General features: G+C 68.9%; 13 protein-coding genes. 8 read left to right on the top strand and 5 right to left on the bottom strand.

What is annotated here, in order from left to right; translation table 11 throughout:
* Window positions 1-34: 34 nt before the first annotated feature.
* On the bottom strand, window positions 35-862 hold the full coding sequence (locus AC0KUR_RS18110; RefSeq protein ID WP_034187159.1) for a carbon-nitrogen hydrolase family protein: 828 nt from the start codon (window positions 860-862) through the stop codon (window positions 35-37).
* 48 nt (window positions 863-910) lie between these two features.
* On the bottom strand, window positions 911-5,116 hold the full coding sequence (locus AC0KUR_RS18105) for a YhdP family protein (protein ID WP_473376259.1): 4,206 nt from the start codon (window positions 5,114-5,116) through the stop codon (window positions 911-913).
* A gap of 230 nt (window positions 5,117-5,346) precedes the next feature.
* Between AC0KUR_RS18105 and glnE the strand changes: the two genes are divergently transcribed.
* A complete protein-coding gene (gene glnE, locus AC0KUR_RS18100) occupies window positions 5,347-8,151 on the top strand; it encodes a bifunctional [glutamate--ammonia ligase]-adenylyl-L-tyrosine phosphorylase/[glutamate--ammonia-ligase] adenylyltransferase (protein WP_175027630.1) in 2,805 nt (934 codons plus the stop codon).
* Window positions 8,152-8,243: 92 nt separating this feature from the next.
* Here the strand turns inward: glnE and recN are convergent, their stop codons facing one another.
* The gene (gene recN / locus AC0KUR_RS18095) at window positions 8,244-9,893 is read right to left on the bottom strand and encodes a DNA repair protein RecN (protein WP_034187162.1); all 1,650 of its coding nucleotides are present in this window, start codon (window positions 9,891-9,893) and stop codon (window positions 8,244-8,246) included.
* 19 nt (window positions 9,894-9,912) lie between these two features.
* Window positions 9,913-10,815 carry an NAD kinase gene (locus tag AC0KUR_RS18090; protein ID WP_034187163.1) on the bottom strand — a complete coding sequence of 301 codons (903 nt, stop codon included), beginning with the start codon at window positions 10,813-10,815 and terminating at the stop codon, window positions 9,913-9,915.
* A 131-nt stretch (window positions 10,816-10,946) separates the two neighbouring features.
* On the opposite strand from AC0KUR_RS18090, the gene hrcA reads away from it, so the two are divergent.
* The 3 genes from hrcA to AC0KUR_RS18075 all read left to right on the top strand — a co-directional run bounded on the left by hrcA (window position 10,947) and on the right by AC0KUR_RS18075 (window position 13,660).
* Window positions 10,947-11,969: a heat-inducible transcriptional repressor HrcA gene (gene hrcA / locus AC0KUR_RS18085; protein WP_034187164.1), complete on the top strand. Its 1,023-nt coding sequence runs from the start codon at window positions 10,947-10,949 to the stop codon at window positions 11,967-11,969.
* Window positions 11,970-12,103: 134 nt separating this feature from the next.
* A complete protein-coding gene (gene hemH / locus AC0KUR_RS18080; RefSeq protein WP_473376258.1) occupies window positions 12,104-13,168 on the top strand; it encodes a ferrochelatase in 1,065 nt (354 codons plus the stop codon).
* 84 nt (window positions 13,169-13,252) lie between these two features.
* Entirely contained in the window at window positions 13,253-13,660 is a 408-nt protein-coding gene (locus AC0KUR_RS18075; RefSeq protein ID WP_034187166.1) for an RNA-binding S4 domain-containing protein, read from the top strand.
* Here AC0KUR_RS18075 and AC0KUR_RS18070 read toward each other — a convergent pair.
* Complete coding sequence (locus tag AC0KUR_RS18070; protein WP_006476841.1) at window positions 13,632-13,793, bottom strand: hypothetical protein; 162 nt, start codon at window positions 13,791-13,793, stop codon at window positions 13,632-13,634. The genes AC0KUR_RS18075 and AC0KUR_RS18070 overlap by 29 nt on opposite strands.
* 362 nt (window positions 13,794-14,155) lie before the next feature.
* Here AC0KUR_RS18070 and grpE point away from each other — a divergent pair, with 362 nt between their 5' ends.
* From grpE to dnaJ, 4 genes are all read left to right on the top strand, one after another.
* Entirely contained in the window at window positions 14,156-14,701 is a 546-nt protein-coding gene (gene grpE, locus AC0KUR_RS18065) for a nucleotide exchange factor GrpE (protein ID WP_034187167.1), read from the top strand.
* 10 nt (window positions 14,702-14,711) lie between these two features.
* Window positions 14,712-15,131, top strand: a complete 420-nt coding sequence (locus tag AC0KUR_RS18060) for a thioredoxin family protein (RefSeq protein ID WP_473376257.1) — start codon at window positions 14,712-14,714, stop codon at window positions 15,129-15,131.
* A 147-nt stretch (window positions 15,132-15,278) separates the two neighbouring features.
* Window positions 15,279-17,231, top strand: a complete 1,953-nt coding sequence (gene dnaK, locus AC0KUR_RS18055) for a molecular chaperone DnaK (protein ID WP_021162213.1) — start codon at window positions 15,279-15,281, stop codon at window positions 17,229-17,231.
* A 265-nt stretch (window positions 17,232-17,496) separates the two neighbouring features.
* On the top strand, window positions 17,497-18,633 hold the full coding sequence (gene dnaJ / locus AC0KUR_RS18050) for a molecular chaperone DnaJ (protein ID WP_034187169.1): 1,137 nt from the start codon (window positions 17,497-17,499) through the stop codon (window positions 18,631-18,633).
* The last annotated feature ends 3 nt before the right edge of the window (window positions 18,634-18,636 follow it).

Genomic DNA, 18,636 nt, shown 5'->3' with positions numbered 1-18,636 from the left:
TGGGCCGCGCGGCGTTTCAAGCGGCGCGGCGGATTCAGGTCAGTACGCGGTGCCGCCATGCGGGCAGGCTCTGGCGCACCTCGGCAATGCGTTGCGGATCGATCGTGCCGGGCACGACGCTGGCGCCGACATCGCTGACCGCGACGATCTCGCCCCACGGATCGATCAGCATGCTGTGGCCCCAGGTGCGCCGGCCGTTCTCGTGCTTGCCGCCCTGCGCGGCCGCGAGCACGTAGCACTGGTTCTCGACGGCCCGCGCGCGCAGCAGCGTTTCCCAGTGCGCGCGGCCCGTCGTATACGTAAACGCCGACGGAACGACGATCAGCGCGCAGTCGCCCATCCGGCGATACAGCTCCGGAAAGCGAAGATCGTAACAGACCGACAGGCCGACCCGCCCGAACGGCGCGTCGAACGCGACGACCGTGTCGCCCGCGCGGATCGTGCGGGCCTCGTCGAACGATTCGTCGCCTTTCTCGAAGTTGAACAGGTGGATCTTGTCGTAGCGCGCGGCTTCGCTGCCGGACGGATCGAACACGAGCGTCGTGTTCAGCACGCGATCGGGCTCGGGCGCCTTCAGCGGCAGCGTGCCGCCGATCACCCAGATGCCGTGGCGGCGCGCGGCGTCCGCGAGGAAGCGCTGGATCGGGCCGTCCCGGTACGGTTCGGCGAGCGCGAGCTTGTCGGTGTCGCGGTGGCCCATGAAGCAGAAATATTCGGGCAGCAATACGAGCTGCGCGCCTTCGCCGGCGGCTTCCGCGATCAGGCGGCCCGCTTCGGCGAGATTGCGTGTGACGTCCGGCGTGCTCACCATCTGCAGCGCGGCGACCCGGAAGGGTGTGGCGGAACGGGTGTGGTCGGTCATCGCGGGATCGGTTGCGTCATAAATGGGGTGCGGCCCGGCGCCATCGGCTCACTGACCCGGATGCGCCGGATCGGCCGGACCGTGATTCATCTTACCCTGATCGCCCCGCACCCGCTCGATGTGCGGGTGCGCCCACGAGCCGGTGATCGCGTAGTCGAGCGCGAATGCGCGCGACAGCGTCTCCGACAGCGCGTAGTTCGCGGCCAGCACGCCGACGCCGAGCAGCGGGTTGATGACGGCCGCCCCGATCGCGGCCGCACCCGCGCTGATTTTCGGCGCGACGTGCGCATGGAGGTCCTGCGTCTCGGTGCCGAGATCGACGGCGCCGCGTACGGTGACGTTGGCGGGGCCCGTCATCATCGAGAAATCGTCGGTGCGCGCGATCCCGTTCGAGATCCGGCTCGTGCCGGTGATCTTGTCGAACGGCAGGCCCTTGCCGATGACGTCGCGGAAGTTCAGCGTCAGGAAGCGTGCGAGGCTCTGCAGGCTCAGCACGCCGAGCAGTTTGGCCGCGCCCGGATCGACCTTCAGGATCTGGCCGTGTTCGAGATCGAGCGCGACCTGGCCGCCGAACGTCGGGAAGTCGACCGCGGTCGGACCGCCGCGCCAGCCGACCTTGCCCGTCACCGTGCCGTGGCCGCGCTCGAGCGTGCGCGGCAGGCCGACGCGATCGAGCAGCGCGCCGGCGTCGTCGATGGCGAGCTTGAAATCGAACACGCTGCGGCGCGGCGCTTCGCTTTCGTCGGCGCCGCGGGCGAGCGCGCGGCGCGACGTGCGCCAGTTGCCGGTCGCCGTGAGCTTCGCGGCCGGGTTCGACAGCTCCAGCTTGTCGAGCTGCCACACGGGCGTGCCGTCTTCGTCGATGTTGCGCGCGTTGACGACGAGACGGCCGATGTCGTGGTCGCGCGCGACGACCTGGTCGACGATCAGGTCGATCGACGGCATCGGGCGGTCGGTCGGCGTCGGCAGGTTCATCGCGCGGCCGACGAGGTCGTGCTGCGAACTCTGCGGCACCACGAGCTTCGCGAGGCGCGCATTCAGCACGCCCGCGCCGTTGTGGCCGCCGCCCGGCGCCCACGACAGGTAGCCCGATACCTGGTTCGACGCGATGTTCGCCTGCCAGAGATCGTCGACGTGCGACGCGCCGACGATCACGTTTTCCCAGTTGCGCTTGAGCAGTTTCAGCGTGCCGAAGTGGAGCGCGAAGCGCTTCGGCGCGAAGCTCGCGAAATCGATGCGCGGCGCGCCCTGCGGCTCCGGTGCGCGCGGCGCGTCGGGCTGCAGCGTGTGGGCGAGCGCGAGCCACGCGTCGGCGTCCAGTTCGCCGACGTCGACGGCCGCGCTCACGCCGTCCTGCGGCATGTCGGGCATCCGGTGGATGCCCATCGCGCCGCGCACCGCGCGCAGCGGCTGGCCGCGCGTCGCGTCGAGCAGGTAGGTCGCGGACACCGGGCCGAGCGTCAGGTCGGCATGTTCGAGGCGTTTGCCGTCCGCCTGCGGCGCCGGCTGCAGCGTGAAGCTGAACGGCATCGGCGTGCCGGCCGGCTTCGCGAACGGCGCGGGGAAATTCAGCGCCACGCCGGTCAGGTCGGATTGCGCGTGGATGTCGGGCAGGCGGCCCGGCGCGCCGCGCACGGCGACCTTGTACGGCGCGTCGCCGACCACGTGCTCGAGCAGCGCGGCGGCCGCGCCGTGCAGGTTCAGGCCGCGTGCGGCGTCGAGCGCGAGGCGGCCGTCGACGTCCACCGTGTACGGGCCGTGCGACCGGAAGTTGCCGTTCGCGCGCACCGGGCCGCCGAGGAACCGCCCCGACAGGCCGTGCAGCGACGCGCCGGCCTCGGTGAAGCGGACGCTGCCGCGCAGCGCCGACAGCGGCGGCACGCCGCTGGTCGACAGCGTGTTGCCGCCGAATGCGAGCGCGCCTTCGACATGCGTATGCGGATGCGCGACGTGCTGCGGAATCGTGATCTTGAGCCCGAGCGATGCCGGCCCCTGCGCGTCGATCCGCTGGCCGATATGGCCGCTCATCGTGCCGAGCGAGCTGTTGTCCGCGTAATCGATCAGGTCGGCGAGCGGGCCCTGCGCATGGCCGTCGATGATCAGCGGCGAGTGCGACGGATTGCCGAGATCGTCGATGCGGCCCGCGACCTTCGTCAGCGCGACGCGCTTGTAGTGCGCGCGGTCGATGTCGAAGCGCAGCTTGTTCTGCTTGAGCTCGAACACGCCGTCGATTCCGTCGAGCGCGGGCCAGACGCTCGGCGTGCCGTTCGCGAGCTTGCGCGGCGGGTAGGGCGTCGGCTCGAAGCGCCCGCCGGTGAACGGCGCGACGATATGGAACACGCCGGCGTCCGGCTCGTGCTCGAACGGGAATTTCTCGAGCGGGCCGCGCGCGACGATCGACGCGCCCTTGGTTACCTTGCCGTCCTGCAGCGCGTGGCCGAGATAGTCGCGCAGGTGCTCGGACATCCCGGTCGGCAGGTAGCGCGGAATGCGCGCCACCGACGCGCGCGCGAAATCGGCGCGCAGGTCGAGCGTGCCGCGGCCGTGGCCGGGGTTCGAGTACGAGCCCGACACCGCGATTTCGGCATCGGGGTTCGACACGAGCAGGTCGGGCAGCGATACGTCGACGCGCGCGTGTTTCTCGCCGGGCGCGGGCGTGATCGTCCATTTTGCGTTGCCGCGCAGCCGGTCGAACGTCAGGCGCGGCTCGTCGAATTCGCCGGGCACGGTGACGGCCGCTTGGACCGTGTCGAAATGCGCGTTGCCGCCCGTTTCGTTCGCGTCGACGCGGCCCCACAGGTTCTCGATACCCGGCCAGCCGGCGCGCGGGTGGCCGCGCGGCGAGAGTCCGGGCGGCGGCTCCTGGGCCGCGAAGCTGATGCCCTGCAGGTCGCCGAGGAAGCGGTAGCGGACGATCGGCGCGGCGCCCATGCGCCGCTCTTCGTCGGCGAGGTCGGGCCGCGCGGGTTTCGCGCGCTCGACCTCGATGTGATAGTTCGACACCATCCCGCGCGGGTCGATCTTGATCAGCTCGTTGCGCAGGCGCGCCGGCAGCGGCAGCCCGCGGATGAACTCGCTGAGGATGCCGAGATCGACGCGGTCGCCCACGACGCTGATCAACTGGCCCTGCGTCGCGGTCGGCACGCGGTAGCGCGCCGTCAGCGTCGACAGCGCGAGCGAACGGGCGAGCGGCGTGCCGTCCGGCAGCGGCGGCTGGCCGAGCTCCGCGTTGAAGCGCGTCAGGTGCAGCGTGTAGTCGTGACCGGCGTCGAGCACCATGTCCCAGCCGAAGCCGACCGTCGGCACGTCGAGCCGCGGCTGCGTCGGGCGCACCCGCAGCGCGACGTCGGCGCCCTGCAGGTCGCCGCCCGCGGCGCGCAGGTGGCCGTCGCCGAAGGTCGCCCAGATCGCATTGTCGATCCGGCCCGCGTGAATCGTCAGCGGCACGTCGAGGTAGCGCGTCAGCGTCTGCAGGTCGACGGGGCCCGTCGACAGGTACGCGTCGCCGGTCCAGTTCGACGGCTTGCCGATCGGCGCGAGCGGCTTGTGTCTGAAGCGCGCGCGGAAATCGAGCGGACCGAGCAGCAGCGTGCCGTTCGCGGGCGCCTGCAGCGCGGCCTTGTGCACGCGGCCGCTGTTGAGCACCGCGAGCCGGATGCCGGACAGCACGAGCTCCGGCGCGTCGTGCTGGGCGTCGCGCCAGCGCAGCGTGCCGCCGCGCAGCACGATCGCTTCCTGCTTCAGCAGCCACGTGCCGAACGTGTCGCTGCCGCCGTGGGTGGTTGCCACGCCGACGCCCGCGACGCTCAGCGAACCGTCGGCCGCGCGCGCGACGACGAGGTCGGGCTGGTCGACGATCAGGCTCGACAGCGCGGGCGACAGCCGCAGCAGCGACATCCACGACAGCGCGGCCGTCGCGTGCGGCACCGACAGCGCGACCTTGCCGTCGCGGCCGCGGATCGTCAGGTTCGTGAGTTCGACGCCCGGCTGCATGCCGGACCAGTTCGGGGAAAGCCTGCCGATCGAAAGCTGCGCGTGGAGCTTGTCGGACACCGCGCGCTCGATGCGCGGGCGGAATTCGTCGATGCGGGGCAGCAGGACGTAGCGCAGCCCGAGGAAGGCGCCGGACGCGACGAAGTAGGTGCCGATCCCGACTGCCAGCGTCACCCTGAACACGCGACGCAGGACCGGATGATCGTGCTTCGGAGGTCCCGCTTCGGGCGCAGCTACGGCGGATTCCTGACGGTCGGACATGCGGCGGACGGGCGGCGATATGGTAGTTTTGCAGACTGACGTTGAAATGTATCACACGGGTTCGTGCCGGCGGCCGTTGCGGCAGCGCGGCACGGGCTTTCCGGCGCGCGGTGCCGCGGCGGACGCGCGAGCGTCCCGCGAGGCCGCGCCGAGTTCACGAGGCCGGCCGGCAGCGGGGCGCGCACACGCCGGCCCGCGCCGGCCGGCCGTTCCGCCAGGCCCGCTTCTCGATGACCGACGCTTCCGCCCTGATCAGCACGTCCTATTCCCGCTACCTTGCCCGCGCGGCCGCCGCACGGCCCGCGCTCGCCGAGCAGGTTGCCGCGTGGGCGGCCGCGCCGCTCGGCCGCGTGCAACTCGATGCACGCCTCACCGAATTGCTCGCGACGCCGGCCGGCACGGCCGCGCCGACCGAGGAGCAACTGAAGCGCGCGCTGCGGCAACTGCGCGCCGAGGCGTTCGGCGCGGTCGCGGAGCGCGACCTGCGCGGGCTGGCCGACGTCGCCGAGGTGACGGGCGCGATGACCGATCTCGCCGAAGTGGCCGTGCAGCGCTCGCTCGCGCTGCTGTCGGCCGAACTCGAGGTGCTGTACGGCGAGCCGCGCGGCGCCGACGGCCAGCGCGTCGTGCTCGGCGTGGTCGGGATGGGCAAGCTGGGCGGCCGCGAGCTGAACGTGTCGTCGGACATCGACCTGATCTTCGTCTACGAGGACGACGGCGAGACGACGGGCGGCACGCGTTCGCCGCTGTCCACGCAGGAATACTTCACGCGGCTCGGCCGGCGCCTGATCGGCGTGCTGTCCGAGGTCACGGCCGACGGCTACGTGTTTCGCGTCGACATGCGGCTGCGCCCGAACGGCGATTCGGGGCCGCTCGTGTGCAGCCTCGGGATGCTCGAGGAATATTTCTACGTGCAGGGGCGCGAGTGGGAGCGCTACGCATGGATCAAGGGGCGGCTCGTGTCGGAAGGCGCCAGCGACGCGGCGCAGCGGCTCGCCGCGCAGCTCGAGTCGCTCGTCAAGCCGTTCGTGTACCGCCGTTATCTGGATTTCGGCGTGATCGGTGCGATCCGTTCGCTGCACCAGCAGATCCGGCAGGAAGCCGCGCGCCGCGCGTCGATGCGGCCCGACAAGGCCGACGACGTCAAGCTCGGGCGCGGCGGGATCCGCGAGATCGAGTTCAGCGCGCAGGTGTTCCAGCTGATCCGCGGCGGCCAGGATGCGGAATTCCGCGTGCGGCCGACGCTCGCGGTGCTGCGTCATGCGCAGGCGCGCGGGCTGATCGGCGAGGACGTGCGCGCCCGCCTGACCGATGCTTACAATTTCCTGCGCACGCTCGAGCACCGGCTGCAGTACCGCAACGACGCGCAGACGCATGCGATGCCGGTCGAGTCCGACGAACGCGCGGCGCTGGCCGCCTCGCTCGGCTTTGCCGACTACGCGGCGCTGATGACGGTGCTGGACGAGCACCGGAACTTCGTCGAGGCGCAGTTCGACCAGATCTTCGCGGACAAGGTGAAGGGCGGCGGCCCTTGCGCGGCGGGTGACGACACGGCCGCCGCATGGATCTGGAGCGGCGCGCTGGGCGACGACGGCGAGGACGACGCGCTGGTCGCGCGCCTCGACGGCCTCGGCTTCGCCGATCCGGCCGCCGTGCTCGCGCGGCTGCGTGCGATCTGGCAATCGACGCGCTACATGGGCCTGCCGGAAAAGAGCCGGCAGCGCTTCGACCGCGTCGCGCAGCGGGCGCTCGACGCCGCGCCGACGATCGATGCCGCGCGGCGCGACGACACGATCGTGCGCCTGTTCGACCTGCTCGAGACGGTCAGCCGGCGCGGCGTTTATCTCGCGCTGCTGACCGAATATCCGGCCGCGCTCGATCGCGTGCTGTCGGTGCTCGGCGCGACGCGCTGGGGCGGCGGCTACCTGATCCGCCACCCGCAATTGCTGGATGAACTGCTCGACGACGAGGTGATCGCGAGCCCGTTCGACTGGCCCGCGTTCAAGGACGCGCTGCGCGCGCGCCTCGCGGCGGCCGACGGCCCCGAGCAGCAGATGGACCTGCTGCGCCATGCGCAGCACGCCGAGGTGTTCCGGATCCTGCTGATCGACCTGGCCGGGCAACTGTCGGTCGAGCATGTGAGCGACCGGCTGTCCGAGCTGGCCGACGCGGTGCTCGACGTGACGATCGAAGTCGTGTGGTCGCAGCTCGCGAAACGCCATCGCGACGTGCCGAAATTCGCGGTGATCGCGTACGGCAAGCTGGGCGGCAAGGAGCTCGGCTACGCGTCGGACCTCGACCTGATCTTCCTGTACGACGACCCCGACGAGCGCTCGGCGGACGTCTACACGACCTTCACGCGGCGCCTGATCACGTGGCTCACGACCGCGACCGGTGCCGGCGCGCTGTTCGACATCGACCTGCGCCTGCGGCCGAACGGCGAGGCCGGGCTGCTCGTCACCGATCTCGATGCGTTCCGCCGCTACCAGTTGCGCGAGGGCGACGCCGCGAACACGGCATGGGTGTGGGAGCACCAGGCGCTGACGCGTGCCCGCTACAGCGCGGGCGATGCGCGGATCGGCGAGGCTTTCGAGGCGATCCGCCAGCAGGTGCTGACCACGCCGCGCGACGGCGGCGTGCTCGCGAAGGAGATCGTCGACATGCGCGAGAAGGTATTTGCCGGCCATCCGAACCAGACCGAGCTGTTCGACCTGAAGCACGATCGCGGCGGGATGGTCGACATCGAGTTCATCGTCCAGTACTGGGTGCTGCTGCACGCGTCGAGCGACGCCGAGCTGATCCGCAATACCGGCAACATCGCGCTGCTGCGCGAGGTCGCGCGCTTCGGGCTGATGGGCGAGGACGAGGCCGAGCGCGTCGGCGCCGCGTACCGCAAGTACCGGAAGCTGCAGCACAAGCTGCGGCTCGACGGGATGGAGAAGGCGCGCGTCGATCCGGCCGTGGTGGCGGACGAGCGGGCGGCCGTGACGGCGCTGTGGGTGCGCGTGTTCGGTGCGGTTGAAACGGGCGTTTGAACGAAGGCAGGGCGGGCGCGGTTTCGACGCGCGTACCGTCCGCCGCGTATCGCGAGCGCGCCGGGCTGGAGCGGCGCAGGCCGACGGCCGTGTCAGGCCGCCAGCATTTCCTTCGCGTGCTTGCGCGTCGTGGCCGTGATCTCGAGCCCGCCGAGCATCCGCGCGACTTCCTCGATCCGGCTGGCGCGGTCGAGCGCGACGACCGTCGACACGGTGCCGCCGCGATCGTCGGCGCCCTTCGCGACCTGGAAGTGATGGTCGCCGCGCGCGGCGACCTGCGGCAGGTGCGTCACGCACAGCACCTGGCGGTCGCGCCCGAGCTGGTGCAGCAGACGGCCGACCACTTCGGCGACGCCGCCGCCGATCCCCGTGTCGACTTCGTCGAAGATCAGCGTCGGCGTCGGGCTCGCCGCGCTGGCAATGACCGCGAGCGCGAGGCTGATGCGCGCGAGCTCGCCGCCCGACGCGACCTTCGCGAGCGGCCGCAGCGGCACGCCGGGGTGCCCGGCGACGCGGAATTCGACCTGTTCGAGCCCGTGCGGGCCGCCGTCGGCGAGCGGCACGAGCGCGACTTCGAAGCTGCCGCCCGCCATCGACAACTCCTGCATGCCGGCCGTGACGGCCGTGCCGAGCGCCTTCGCGGCCTGCGCGCGCGCCTTGGACAGGTGCCGCGCGTCGGCGAGATAGGCTTCGCGCGCCTTCGCCTGGGCGGCCTCGAGCGCGCCGAGATCGGCTGCCGCGTCGAGCGCGGCGAGCTGCGCGCGGCGCGCCGCGTGTTCCTCGTGCAGCGTGTCGGGCGGCAGCCGGAACTTGCGGGCGGTCGAGTGCAGCGCATCGAGACGCGTCTCGACCTGCGCGAGCCGCTCGGGATCGAGATCGACGCGCTGCGCGTAGTGCGACAGCGAATAGACGGCTTCCTGCAGCTGGATCTCGGCCGGTTCGAGCGACGCGAGCGCGTCGCCGAGCGCGGTGTCGTAGTCGGCCAGGCTGCGCAGTTTCGACACAATCGCGCCGAGCTGCGCGAGCATCGCGTCGTCGGATTCGGACAGCGCGTTGAGCGCGCCGCGCACACCCTCGATCAGGTTCGCCGAATGCGACAGCCGCTTGTGCTCGTTGCTGACTTCGTCCCACTCGCCGGGCTGCGGCGCGAGCTTGTCGAGTTCGGCGAGCTGCCACGCGAGCTTTTCGCGTTCGAGCTGCAGTTCGCGCTCGTGCGCCTTCGCGGCGTCGATCGCCTGTGTCGCGTCCCGCCACACGCGCCATGCGCGCGCGACGTTCGCCGCATCGGCGACGAGCCCCGCGTGCGTGTCGAACAGCTCGCGCTGCGCGTCGGGCCGCATCAGCAGCTGGTGCGCATGCTGGCCGTGGATGTCGACGAGCATTTCGCCGAGTTCGCGCAGCTGCGCGAGCGTCGCGCTGGTGCCGTTGATGAACGCGCGCGACCGGCCGTTCGCGTCGATCACGCGGCGCAGCATCACGGTGTCCTCGGTGTCGAACGCGTGTTCGTCGAGCCAGCGCGCGACGCGGTCGTGCGGCGTGAATTCGGCCGTGATGTCGGCGCGGCCGCAGCCGGTGCGCACGACGCTCGCGTCGGCGCGTTCGCCGAGCGCGAGGGCAAGGGCGTCGATCAGGATCGATTTCCCGGCGCCGGTCTCGCCGGAAAAGACGGAAAAGCCGCTGTCGAATTCGAGATCGAGCGCGGCGACGATGACGAAGTCGCGGATCGAGAGGTGACGGAGCATGGTGTCGGGCGGAGCGGCGTCAGGACGCCTTGTCGTCTTCGTTCGAGGCGTGTTCGTTCCAGTGCAGCTTCTTGCGCAGCGTCGCGTAGTAGCTGTAGCCGATCGGGTGCAGGAACGGCACCGTGTGCTTCGAGCGGCGCACCTCGATCGTGTCGTTCAGCTCGAGCGACGTGAACGACTGCATGTCGAAGTTCACGTTGACGTCGCGCCCGCCGACGATCTGGATCGCGATTTTCGAGTCGTCGGGCAGCACGATCGGCCGGTTCGACAGCGCGTGCGGCGCGATCGGCACGAGCACGACGCCGGCCAGCTGCGGATGCAGAATCGGGCCGGCCGACGACAGCGCGTAGGCGGTCGAGCCGGTCGGCGTCGCGACGATCAGGCCGTCGGAACGCTGGTTGTACATGTATCGGCCGTCGACCGACGCGCGCAGCTCGACCATCCCGGAGAAGCCGCTGCGGTTCACGACGACGTCGTTGAACGCGATCGCGTGGTAGATCGGTTCGCCGTCGCGCATGATCCGCGCCTCGAGCAGCGCGCGCTCCTCGCGCTCGAACTTGCCGGACAGCAGCACCGGGACGAGCGCGTGCATGTCGGCGGCCGCGATGTCCGTGATGAAGCCGAGCCGCCCGTGGTTGATCCCGATCAGCGGTGTCCGGTACGGCGCCAGCTGGCGGCCGATGCCGAGCATCGTGCCGTCGCCGCCGAGCACGACCGCCACGTCCGCACGCGCCCCGATTTCGGCCGGGGTGAGCGCCGGGTAGCCGGTGATGCCGATCTCGCGCGCGGTGTCACCTTCGAACACGACCTCGAAGCCGAGCTTCGCGATGCTGGCGGCCAGCGTGGCGAGCGGTTCGGCGATGCCGGGCGTGTTGCTCCGGCCGACGAGCGCGACAGTATTGAACTGATTACCGGTTTTCATGCCGGCATTACACCATAGCTCGTTGACGAAAAGAACCGGCTGTGCGCCGACGGGGCCGGATCGGGCCGGCCCGCGCAACGGTGGCCGACGCCACTCGCCGCGGTCGCGCGGTTGCGCTAAAATTTTCCACCATGCTAGATCCTCGCGCACGAACCCTCCTGAAAACCCTGATCGAACGGTATATCGCCGACGGTCAGCCAGTCGGATCGCGCACGTTGTCCCGTTACTCCGGGCTCGAGCTGAGCCCGGCGACGATCCGCAACGTGATGTCCGACCTGGAGGAGCTCGGCCTCGTGTCGAGCCCGCACACGTCGGCCGGCCGCGTGCCGACGCCGCGCGGCTATCGGCTGTTCGTCGACACGATGCTGACGGTCGAGGCGCCGATCGACGCCGAGGCCGTCGCGCGGCAGGTGCAGCACACGCTGCAGGCCGGCGAGCCGCAGCAGCGGGTGGTCGCCGCCGCCGCGAGCGTGCTGTCGAACCTGTCGCAGTTCGCGGGTGTCGTGCTGACGCCGCGCCGCAGCCACGTGTTCAAGCAGATCGAGTTCATGCGCCTGTCCGACAAGCGCATCCTGCTGATCATCGTCACGCCCGAGGGCGACGTGCAGAACCGCATGCTCGCGACGCCGCGCGACTATTCGCCGTCGCAGCTGACCGAGGCGTCCAACTACATCAACGCGCATTTCGCCGGCCTGTCGTTCGACGAGGTGCGCCGCCGCCTGCGCGACGAGATCGACCAGCTGCGCGGCGACATGACCACGCTGATGCACGCGGCCGTGACGGCCAGTACCGAGGTGCCCGACACCGAGGACACCGTGCTGATTTCCGGCGAGCGCAACCTGCTCGAAGTGGCGGATCTGTCGTCCGACATGGCGCGGCTGCGCAAGCTGTTCGACGTGTTCGACCAAAAGACGGGCCTCCTGCAACTGCTCGACGTGTCGAGCCACGCCCAGGGCGTGCAGATCTTCATCGGCGGCGAATCGACGCTCGTGCCGATCGAGGAAATGAGCGTCGTCACCGCGCCTTACGAGGTGAACGGGAAGATCGTCGGCACGCTCGGCGTGATCGGCCCGACCCGGATGGCGTACAACCGCGTGATACCGATCGTCGACATCACCGCGCGCCTGCTGTCGCTCACGCTGAGCCAGCAATAGCCTGCAATCGGCACCTGATCCCGCCCCGTCATCATGTCGTCATGCCGCCCGCGCCGACAGTCGGCCGAACGGCAAGGGGCGGCCCGCTATAATTGAGAGCCGTCCGGTCCCGTGCCCCGAGCACGTTCTTGCCCATGCGTTTCGATCTTGAGCCGCCTTCGAGCATCGCTGCTGCCCATCGCATCGGGGTGCTGCTGATCAATCTCGGCACGCCCGACGCACCCACGCCGCGCGCCGTGCGGCGCTACCTGGCCGAATTCCTGTCGGATCCGCGCGTCGTCGAGATTCCGCAGGCCGTCTGGCAGGTGCTGCTGCGCACGCTGATCCTGCCGCTGCGCGGCCGCGCCTCCGCGAAGAAGTACGCGGCCGTTTGGATGCCCGAAGGCTCGCCGCTGCGCGTGTACTCGGAGCGCCAGACCGACAGCGTGCGGCACCTGCTCGCGTCGAACGGCTATCACGTGATGGTCGACTACGCGATGCGCTACGGCAGCCCGAACATTTCGCACGCGCTTGCGCAGTTCAAGCGCGCGGGCGTCGAGCGCGTGCTGCTGATGCCGATGTATCCGCAATATTCGGCGTCGACCACGGCCACCGCGTTCGATGCCGCCTTCGACGCGCTCGCGCGCATGCGCAACCAGCCGGAAGTCCGCACGGTGCGGCACTACGCCGACCATCCGGCCTATATCCACGCGCTGGCCGAGCAGGTGCGCCAGTACTGGGCACAGCACGGCCGGCCCGACTTCGCGGCCGGCGACAAGCTCGTGCTGAGTTTCCACGGCGTGCCGAAGCGCACGCTCGACCTCGGCGACCCGTATCACGACCAGTGCCAGCAGACGGGCGCGTTGCTGATGGCCGCGCTCGGGCTGTCGACGACCGAGTGCCGCGTCACGTTCCAGTCGCGCTTCGGCAAGGCCGAATGGCTGCAGCCGTACACGGCGCCGACGCTGCGCGAGTTCGGCGAGGCCGGCGTGCGGCGGGCCGACGTGTTCTGTCCCGGTTTCACGGCCGATTGCCTGGAGACGATCGAGGAAATCGGCATGGAAGTGCGCGACGAGTTCCTCGCCGGCGGCGGCAAGACGTTCCACCGCATTCCGTGCCTGAACGGCGCGCACGCGTGGATCGGCGCGCTCGGCGAGATCGTCGCCGAGAATCTGCAGGGCTGGCCGGTCAAGGCCGCGCAGCCCGAGACGGTGAACTGAGATGAAACGACTCTCACGCCCGCCTGGTTCGCCGCCGCCCGACGGGGCGGCGAGCCTCCCTGGGGCGGCCCGGCGGAGGCCGACATGAATTACAGGATTTCCACGGATCCGGGCGCGAAGCTGCGCATCGACAAATGGCTATGGGCGGCCCGCTTCTTCAAGACGCGCTCGCTTGCGACCGATGCGGTCGACAAGGGGCACGTGAAGATCGGCGGCGCGGCGGTCAAGCCGGCGAAGGACGTGCGGGTCGGCGACGAGGTCGAGATTGCGATCGACGGCATCGTCTGGCACATTGCCGTGCTGGGCGTGTGCGACGTCCGCGGGCCGGCGAGCGTCGCGCAGACGCTTTACCAGGAAACGGAAGCGGGGCGGGCCGCGCGGCTCGCCGAACTGGAGCGGCGCCGCACGTATCGCGAGCCGGCGGCCGAACTGCACGGCCGGCCGACGAAGCGCGACCGGCGCATCATCGACAGATTTTCTGGTGGGAGCTGAACATCTGGTCGAAGGTCGCCCGCGCGCTGCCGTATTCGGTCGTGCGGTCGGTGACGGCTCCCGACAGGCAGATGGTGGTGGTGCCGGCAATGAGTACCAGCGCGACCACCGATATCGCAAAGGTCAGTTTCACGGTACTCCCCTCGAACACAAGGGTGAAAACGGCGCCAGGTGGTGTAAGGCGTCGGTCAGCTAGGGTAAACACGCTTTTCCGACGCTTGAGTGGAGTGTAGTGCAGCCGGCCTGTGCGGAGCTAGTCCTTGCCCGGTAAGCGTTGTTACAGGCCGTTTCGCCCGATCTGGCGGACTATGCGGCGCATGCACCGGCGAAACGCGCGGTTGTTTCGCGGCATTGGAGAATGCCGGCGAATAACCCTCTTGAAATCGCAGTTTCCGCCCTTATCTGCACCAGCAATGTGCGGTACCGCCGGTTATACGATCTATACGATCCGGCGATTGCCGATTTGGCTTCAACCTCTAATCGACTTTCAGCGACATGGAAAACACGCAAGAGAACCCGGCACCCCAATCGGCCGAAGACAACGGCAGCGAGAAGCAGGCGGCGCAAGGCGCCGCGCCCGCCGCCGAAGCCGCCGACGCGGCGCTCGCGGAGGCTCAAGCCAAGGTCGCCGAGCTGCAGGAAAGCTTCCTGCGGGCGAAGGCCGAGACCGAGAACGTCCGCCGCCGCGCGCAGGACGACGTGTCGAAGGCGCACAAGTTCGCGATCGAGAGCTTCGCGGAACACCTGCTGCCCGTGCTGGACAGCCTGGAAGCGGCCGTCAGCGACACCTCCGGCGACATCGCGAAGGTGCGGGAAGGCGTCGAGCTGACGCTGCGCCAGCTGACGAGCGCGCTCGAGAAGGGCCGCGTCGTCGCCATCAACCCGGTCGGCGAGAAGTTCGATCCGCACCAGCACCAGGCGATTTCGATGGTGCCGGCCGAGCAGGAGCCGAACACCGTCGTCACCGTGCTGCAAAAGGGCTATACGATCGCCGACCGCGTGCTGCGCCCGGCGCTCGTCACCGTCGCCCAGCCGAAGTAAGGCCGCCGCCATGGTGCCCGCCGGCGTCGATCCGGCCGCGTTCGACGCGTTCGACATGCAGGCGCTCGACGCCGGTTCGTTCGACGCGGCGCTCGACGGCGCGGGCGACGCGCTGGCGGTGGTGTTCTTCTGGGGCGTCGACTGCTTCAACTGCGAGATCGCGAAGAAGGCGATGCTCGCCCAGCCCGACGCGATCCGCGCGCTGGATCTGAAGTGGTTCCATTGCAACGTGTACGAACACCATCAGCTGGGGCGCCGCTTCGGGCTGCACGGCGTGCCGACGTGGTTCTTTTTCCACCGCGGCAAGCGGCTGGGCCGCGCGACGGGCTGGCATGGCCTCGCGCAGTTCCAGGCGGCCGTGTCGGCGGCGCGCGCGAAGGTCGCGGCGGCGGGCGATGGCCTGCACGATCCGGCTACCGGCGGCGATTGAAAAAATTTAATATCCGCATCGCTCGTCGGGTCTTGAAAACGAACCGGACGGACGCATTTCGGGAACAGAGTTGAATTCTGGCGCGCGAAACCGCCCCAAAACGCGGGTTTTCGCGCAGCAAACAGGCATTTCTGGAGATTAGGAAAAATGGGAAAGATCATCGGTATTGACCTCGGCACCACGAACTCGTGCGTCGCCATCATGGAAGGCAACCAGGTCAAGGTCATCGAGAACTCGGAAGGCACGCGCACCACGCCGTCGATCATCGCGTACATGGACGACAACGAAGTCCTCGTCGGCGCGCCGGCCAAGCGTCAGTCGGTGACCAACCCGAAGAACACGCTGTTCGCGGTGAAGCGCCTGATCGGCCGCCGCTTCGAAGAGAAGGAAGTCCAGAAGGACATCGGCCTGATGCCGTACTCGATCATCAAGGCCGACAACGGCGATGCATGGGTCGAAGCACACGGCGAAAAGCTCGCGCCGCCGCAGGTTTCGGCGGAAGTGCTGCGCAAGATGAAGAAGACGGCCGAAGACTACCTCGGCGAACCGGTCACGGAAGCCGTGATCACGGTGCCGGCGTACTTCAACGACAGCCAGCGCCAGGCGACCAAGGACGCCGGCCGCATCGCGGGCCTCGAGGTCAAGCGGATCATCAACGAGCCGACCGCGGCCGCGCTCGCGTTCGGCCTCGACAAGGCCGAGAAGGGCGACCGCAAGATCGCCGTGTATGACCTCGGCGGCGGCACGTTCGACGTGTCGATCATCGAGATCGCGGACGTCGACGGCGAAATGCAGTTCGAAGTGCTGTCGACCAACGGCGACACGTTCCTCGGCGGCGAAGACTTCGACCAGCGCATCATCGATTACATCATCGGCGAGTTCAAGAAGGAGCAGGGCGTCGACCTGTCGAAGGACGTGCTCGCGCTGCAGCGCCTGAAGGAAGCCGCCGAAAAGGCGAAGATCGAGCTGTCGTCGAGCCAGCAGACCGAAATCAACCTGCCGTACATCACGGCGGACGCGTCGGGCCCGAAGCACTTGAACCTGAAGATCACCCGCGCGAAGCTGGAAGCGCTGGTGGAAGACCTCGTCGAGCGCACGATCGAACCGTGCCGCATCGCGATCAAGGACGCAGGCGTCAAGGTGTCGGACATCGACGACGTGATCCTGGTCGGCGGCCAGACGCGCATGCCGAAGGTCATGGAGAAGGTGAAGGAGTTCTTCGGCAAGGATCCGCGCCGTGACGTGAACCCGGACGAAGCCGTCGCAGTCGGCGCGGCGATCCAGGGCCAGGTCCTGTCGGGCGACCGCAAGGACGTGCTGCTGCTCGACGTGACCCCGCTGTCGCTCGGTATCGAGACGCTCGGCGGCGTGATGACGAAGATGATCAGCAAGAACACGACGATCCCGACGAAGCACGCACAGGTGTACTCGACGGCCGACGACAACCAGGGCGCCGTGACGATCAAGGTGTTCCAGGGCGAACGCGAAATGGCAGCGGGCAACAAGCTGCTCGGCGAGTTCAACCTCGAAGGCATTCCGCCCGCACCGCGCGGTGTGCCGCAGATCGAAGTGACCTTCGACATCGACGCGAACGGCATCCTGCACGTCGGCGCGAAGGACAAGGCGACCGGCAAGGAAAACAAGATCACGATCAAGGCGAACTCGGGCCTGTCCGAAGCCGAAATCGACCAGATGATCAAGGACGCGGAAGCGAACGCGGCGGAAGACCACAAGCTGCGCGAGCTGGCTGATTCGCGCAACCAGGGCGACGCGCTGGTCCACAGCACGAAGAAGGCGCTGACCGAGTACGGCGACAAGCTGGACGCGGGCGAGAAGGAAGCGATCGAAGCGTCGCTGAAGTCCCTCGAGGAAGTGCTGAAGGACACGTCGGCCGACAAGGCGGCGATCGACGCGAAGGTCGAGGAGCTCGGCAAGGTGTCGCAGAAGCTCGGCGAGAAGATGTACGCCGACATGCAGGCCCAGCAGGCAGGTGCGGCTGGCGCGGCCGGTGCGGCGGAAGGCGCGGCCCACGCGGGCGGCGCCCAGCAGGCCGCCGACGATGTCGTCGACGCCGAGTTCAAGGAAGTGAAGAAGGACTAAGCCGGGTTGCAATGGCACCGCACGCCGCGCGCGAAACCGCGCGCGGCGCGACTGACCAGCGGCTGAAAAGCGGTCTGTCTTTCCTTCCGGATGGCCGGATCGACTCCACGCCTGGCGGGCCTCGCGGCCCTCCGGGCACATTTGTTTTTTGGCGGGTGCTGCGCGAGCCGTCCGCGGACGGCGCAGCGCCAGACGAGTCGAGAGACTTTACTGCAGGCGAAAGGAGCCGCCGTGTGCGCGATGCGTGGCGGCACAGTGAATCGATATGGCGAAACGGGATTACTACGAGGTTCTGGGCGTCGCGAAGAATGCGAGCGACGACGAAATCAAGAAGGCATATCGCAAGCTTGCGATGAAGTATCACCCTGACCGCAATCCGGACAGCAAGGATGCGGAAGAGCATTTCAAGGAGGTGAAGGAAGCCTATGAAATGCTGTCGGATGGCCAGAAGCGGGCCGCGTACGACCAGTACGGCCACGCGGGCGTCGATCCGAACATGGGCGGTGCGGGCGCACAGGGCTTCGGCGGCTTCGCGGATGCATTCGGCGACATCTTCGGCGACATCTTCGGTCAGGCCGCGGGCGGCGCCGCACGCGGCGGCCGCGGCGGCCCGCAGGTATACCGCGGCGCCGACCTGCGCTACAGCATGGAAATCACGCTCGAGCAGGCCGCGCACGGCTACGACACGCAGATCCGCGTGCCGAGCTGGGTGTCGTGCGAGGTGTGCCACGGGTCGGGCGCGAAGCCCGGCACGAAGCCGGAAACCTGCCCGACCTGTCATGGCCAGGGCACGGTGCGCATGTCGCAGGGCTTCTTCAGCATCCAGCAGACCTGCCCGAAGTGCCATGGCACGGGCACCTACATCCCCGAGCCGTGCGTGCACTGCCACGGGTCGGGCAAGGTGAAGGAAACCAAGACGCTCGAAGTGAAGATCCCGGCCGGGATCGACGACGGGATGCGGATCCGCTCGGCCGGCAACGGCGAGCCGGGCATCAACGGCGGGCCGCCGGGCGACCTGTACGTCGAGATCCACATCAAGCCGCATGCGGTGTTCGAGCGCGACGGCGACGATCTCCATTGCCAGATGCCAATCCCGTTCACGACCGCCGCGCTCGGCGGCGAGATCGAGGTGCCGACGCTGGCCGGCCGTGCGTCGTTCCCGGTGCCGGAAGGCACGCAGTCGGGCAAGACGTTCCGCTTGCGTGGCAAGGGCATCAAGGGGCTGCGTTCGAGCATCGCGGGCGATCTGTACGTGCACGTGCAGGTCGAGACGCCCGTGAAGCTGACCGACACCCAGCGCGATCTGCTCAAGCAGTTCGAGAAGTCGCTGGCCGAGGGCGGCGCGCGTCACAGCCCGCAGAGCAAGAGCTGGTTCGACCGTGTGAAGAGCTTCTTCGAGTAACGG

The sequence above is a fragment of the Burkholderia sp. YHN3-13 genome (assembly GCF_055810675.1).
The sequence above is the reverse complement of the archived record's forward strand: the minus strand, read 5'-3'. Positions and strand labels throughout refer to the sequence as shown.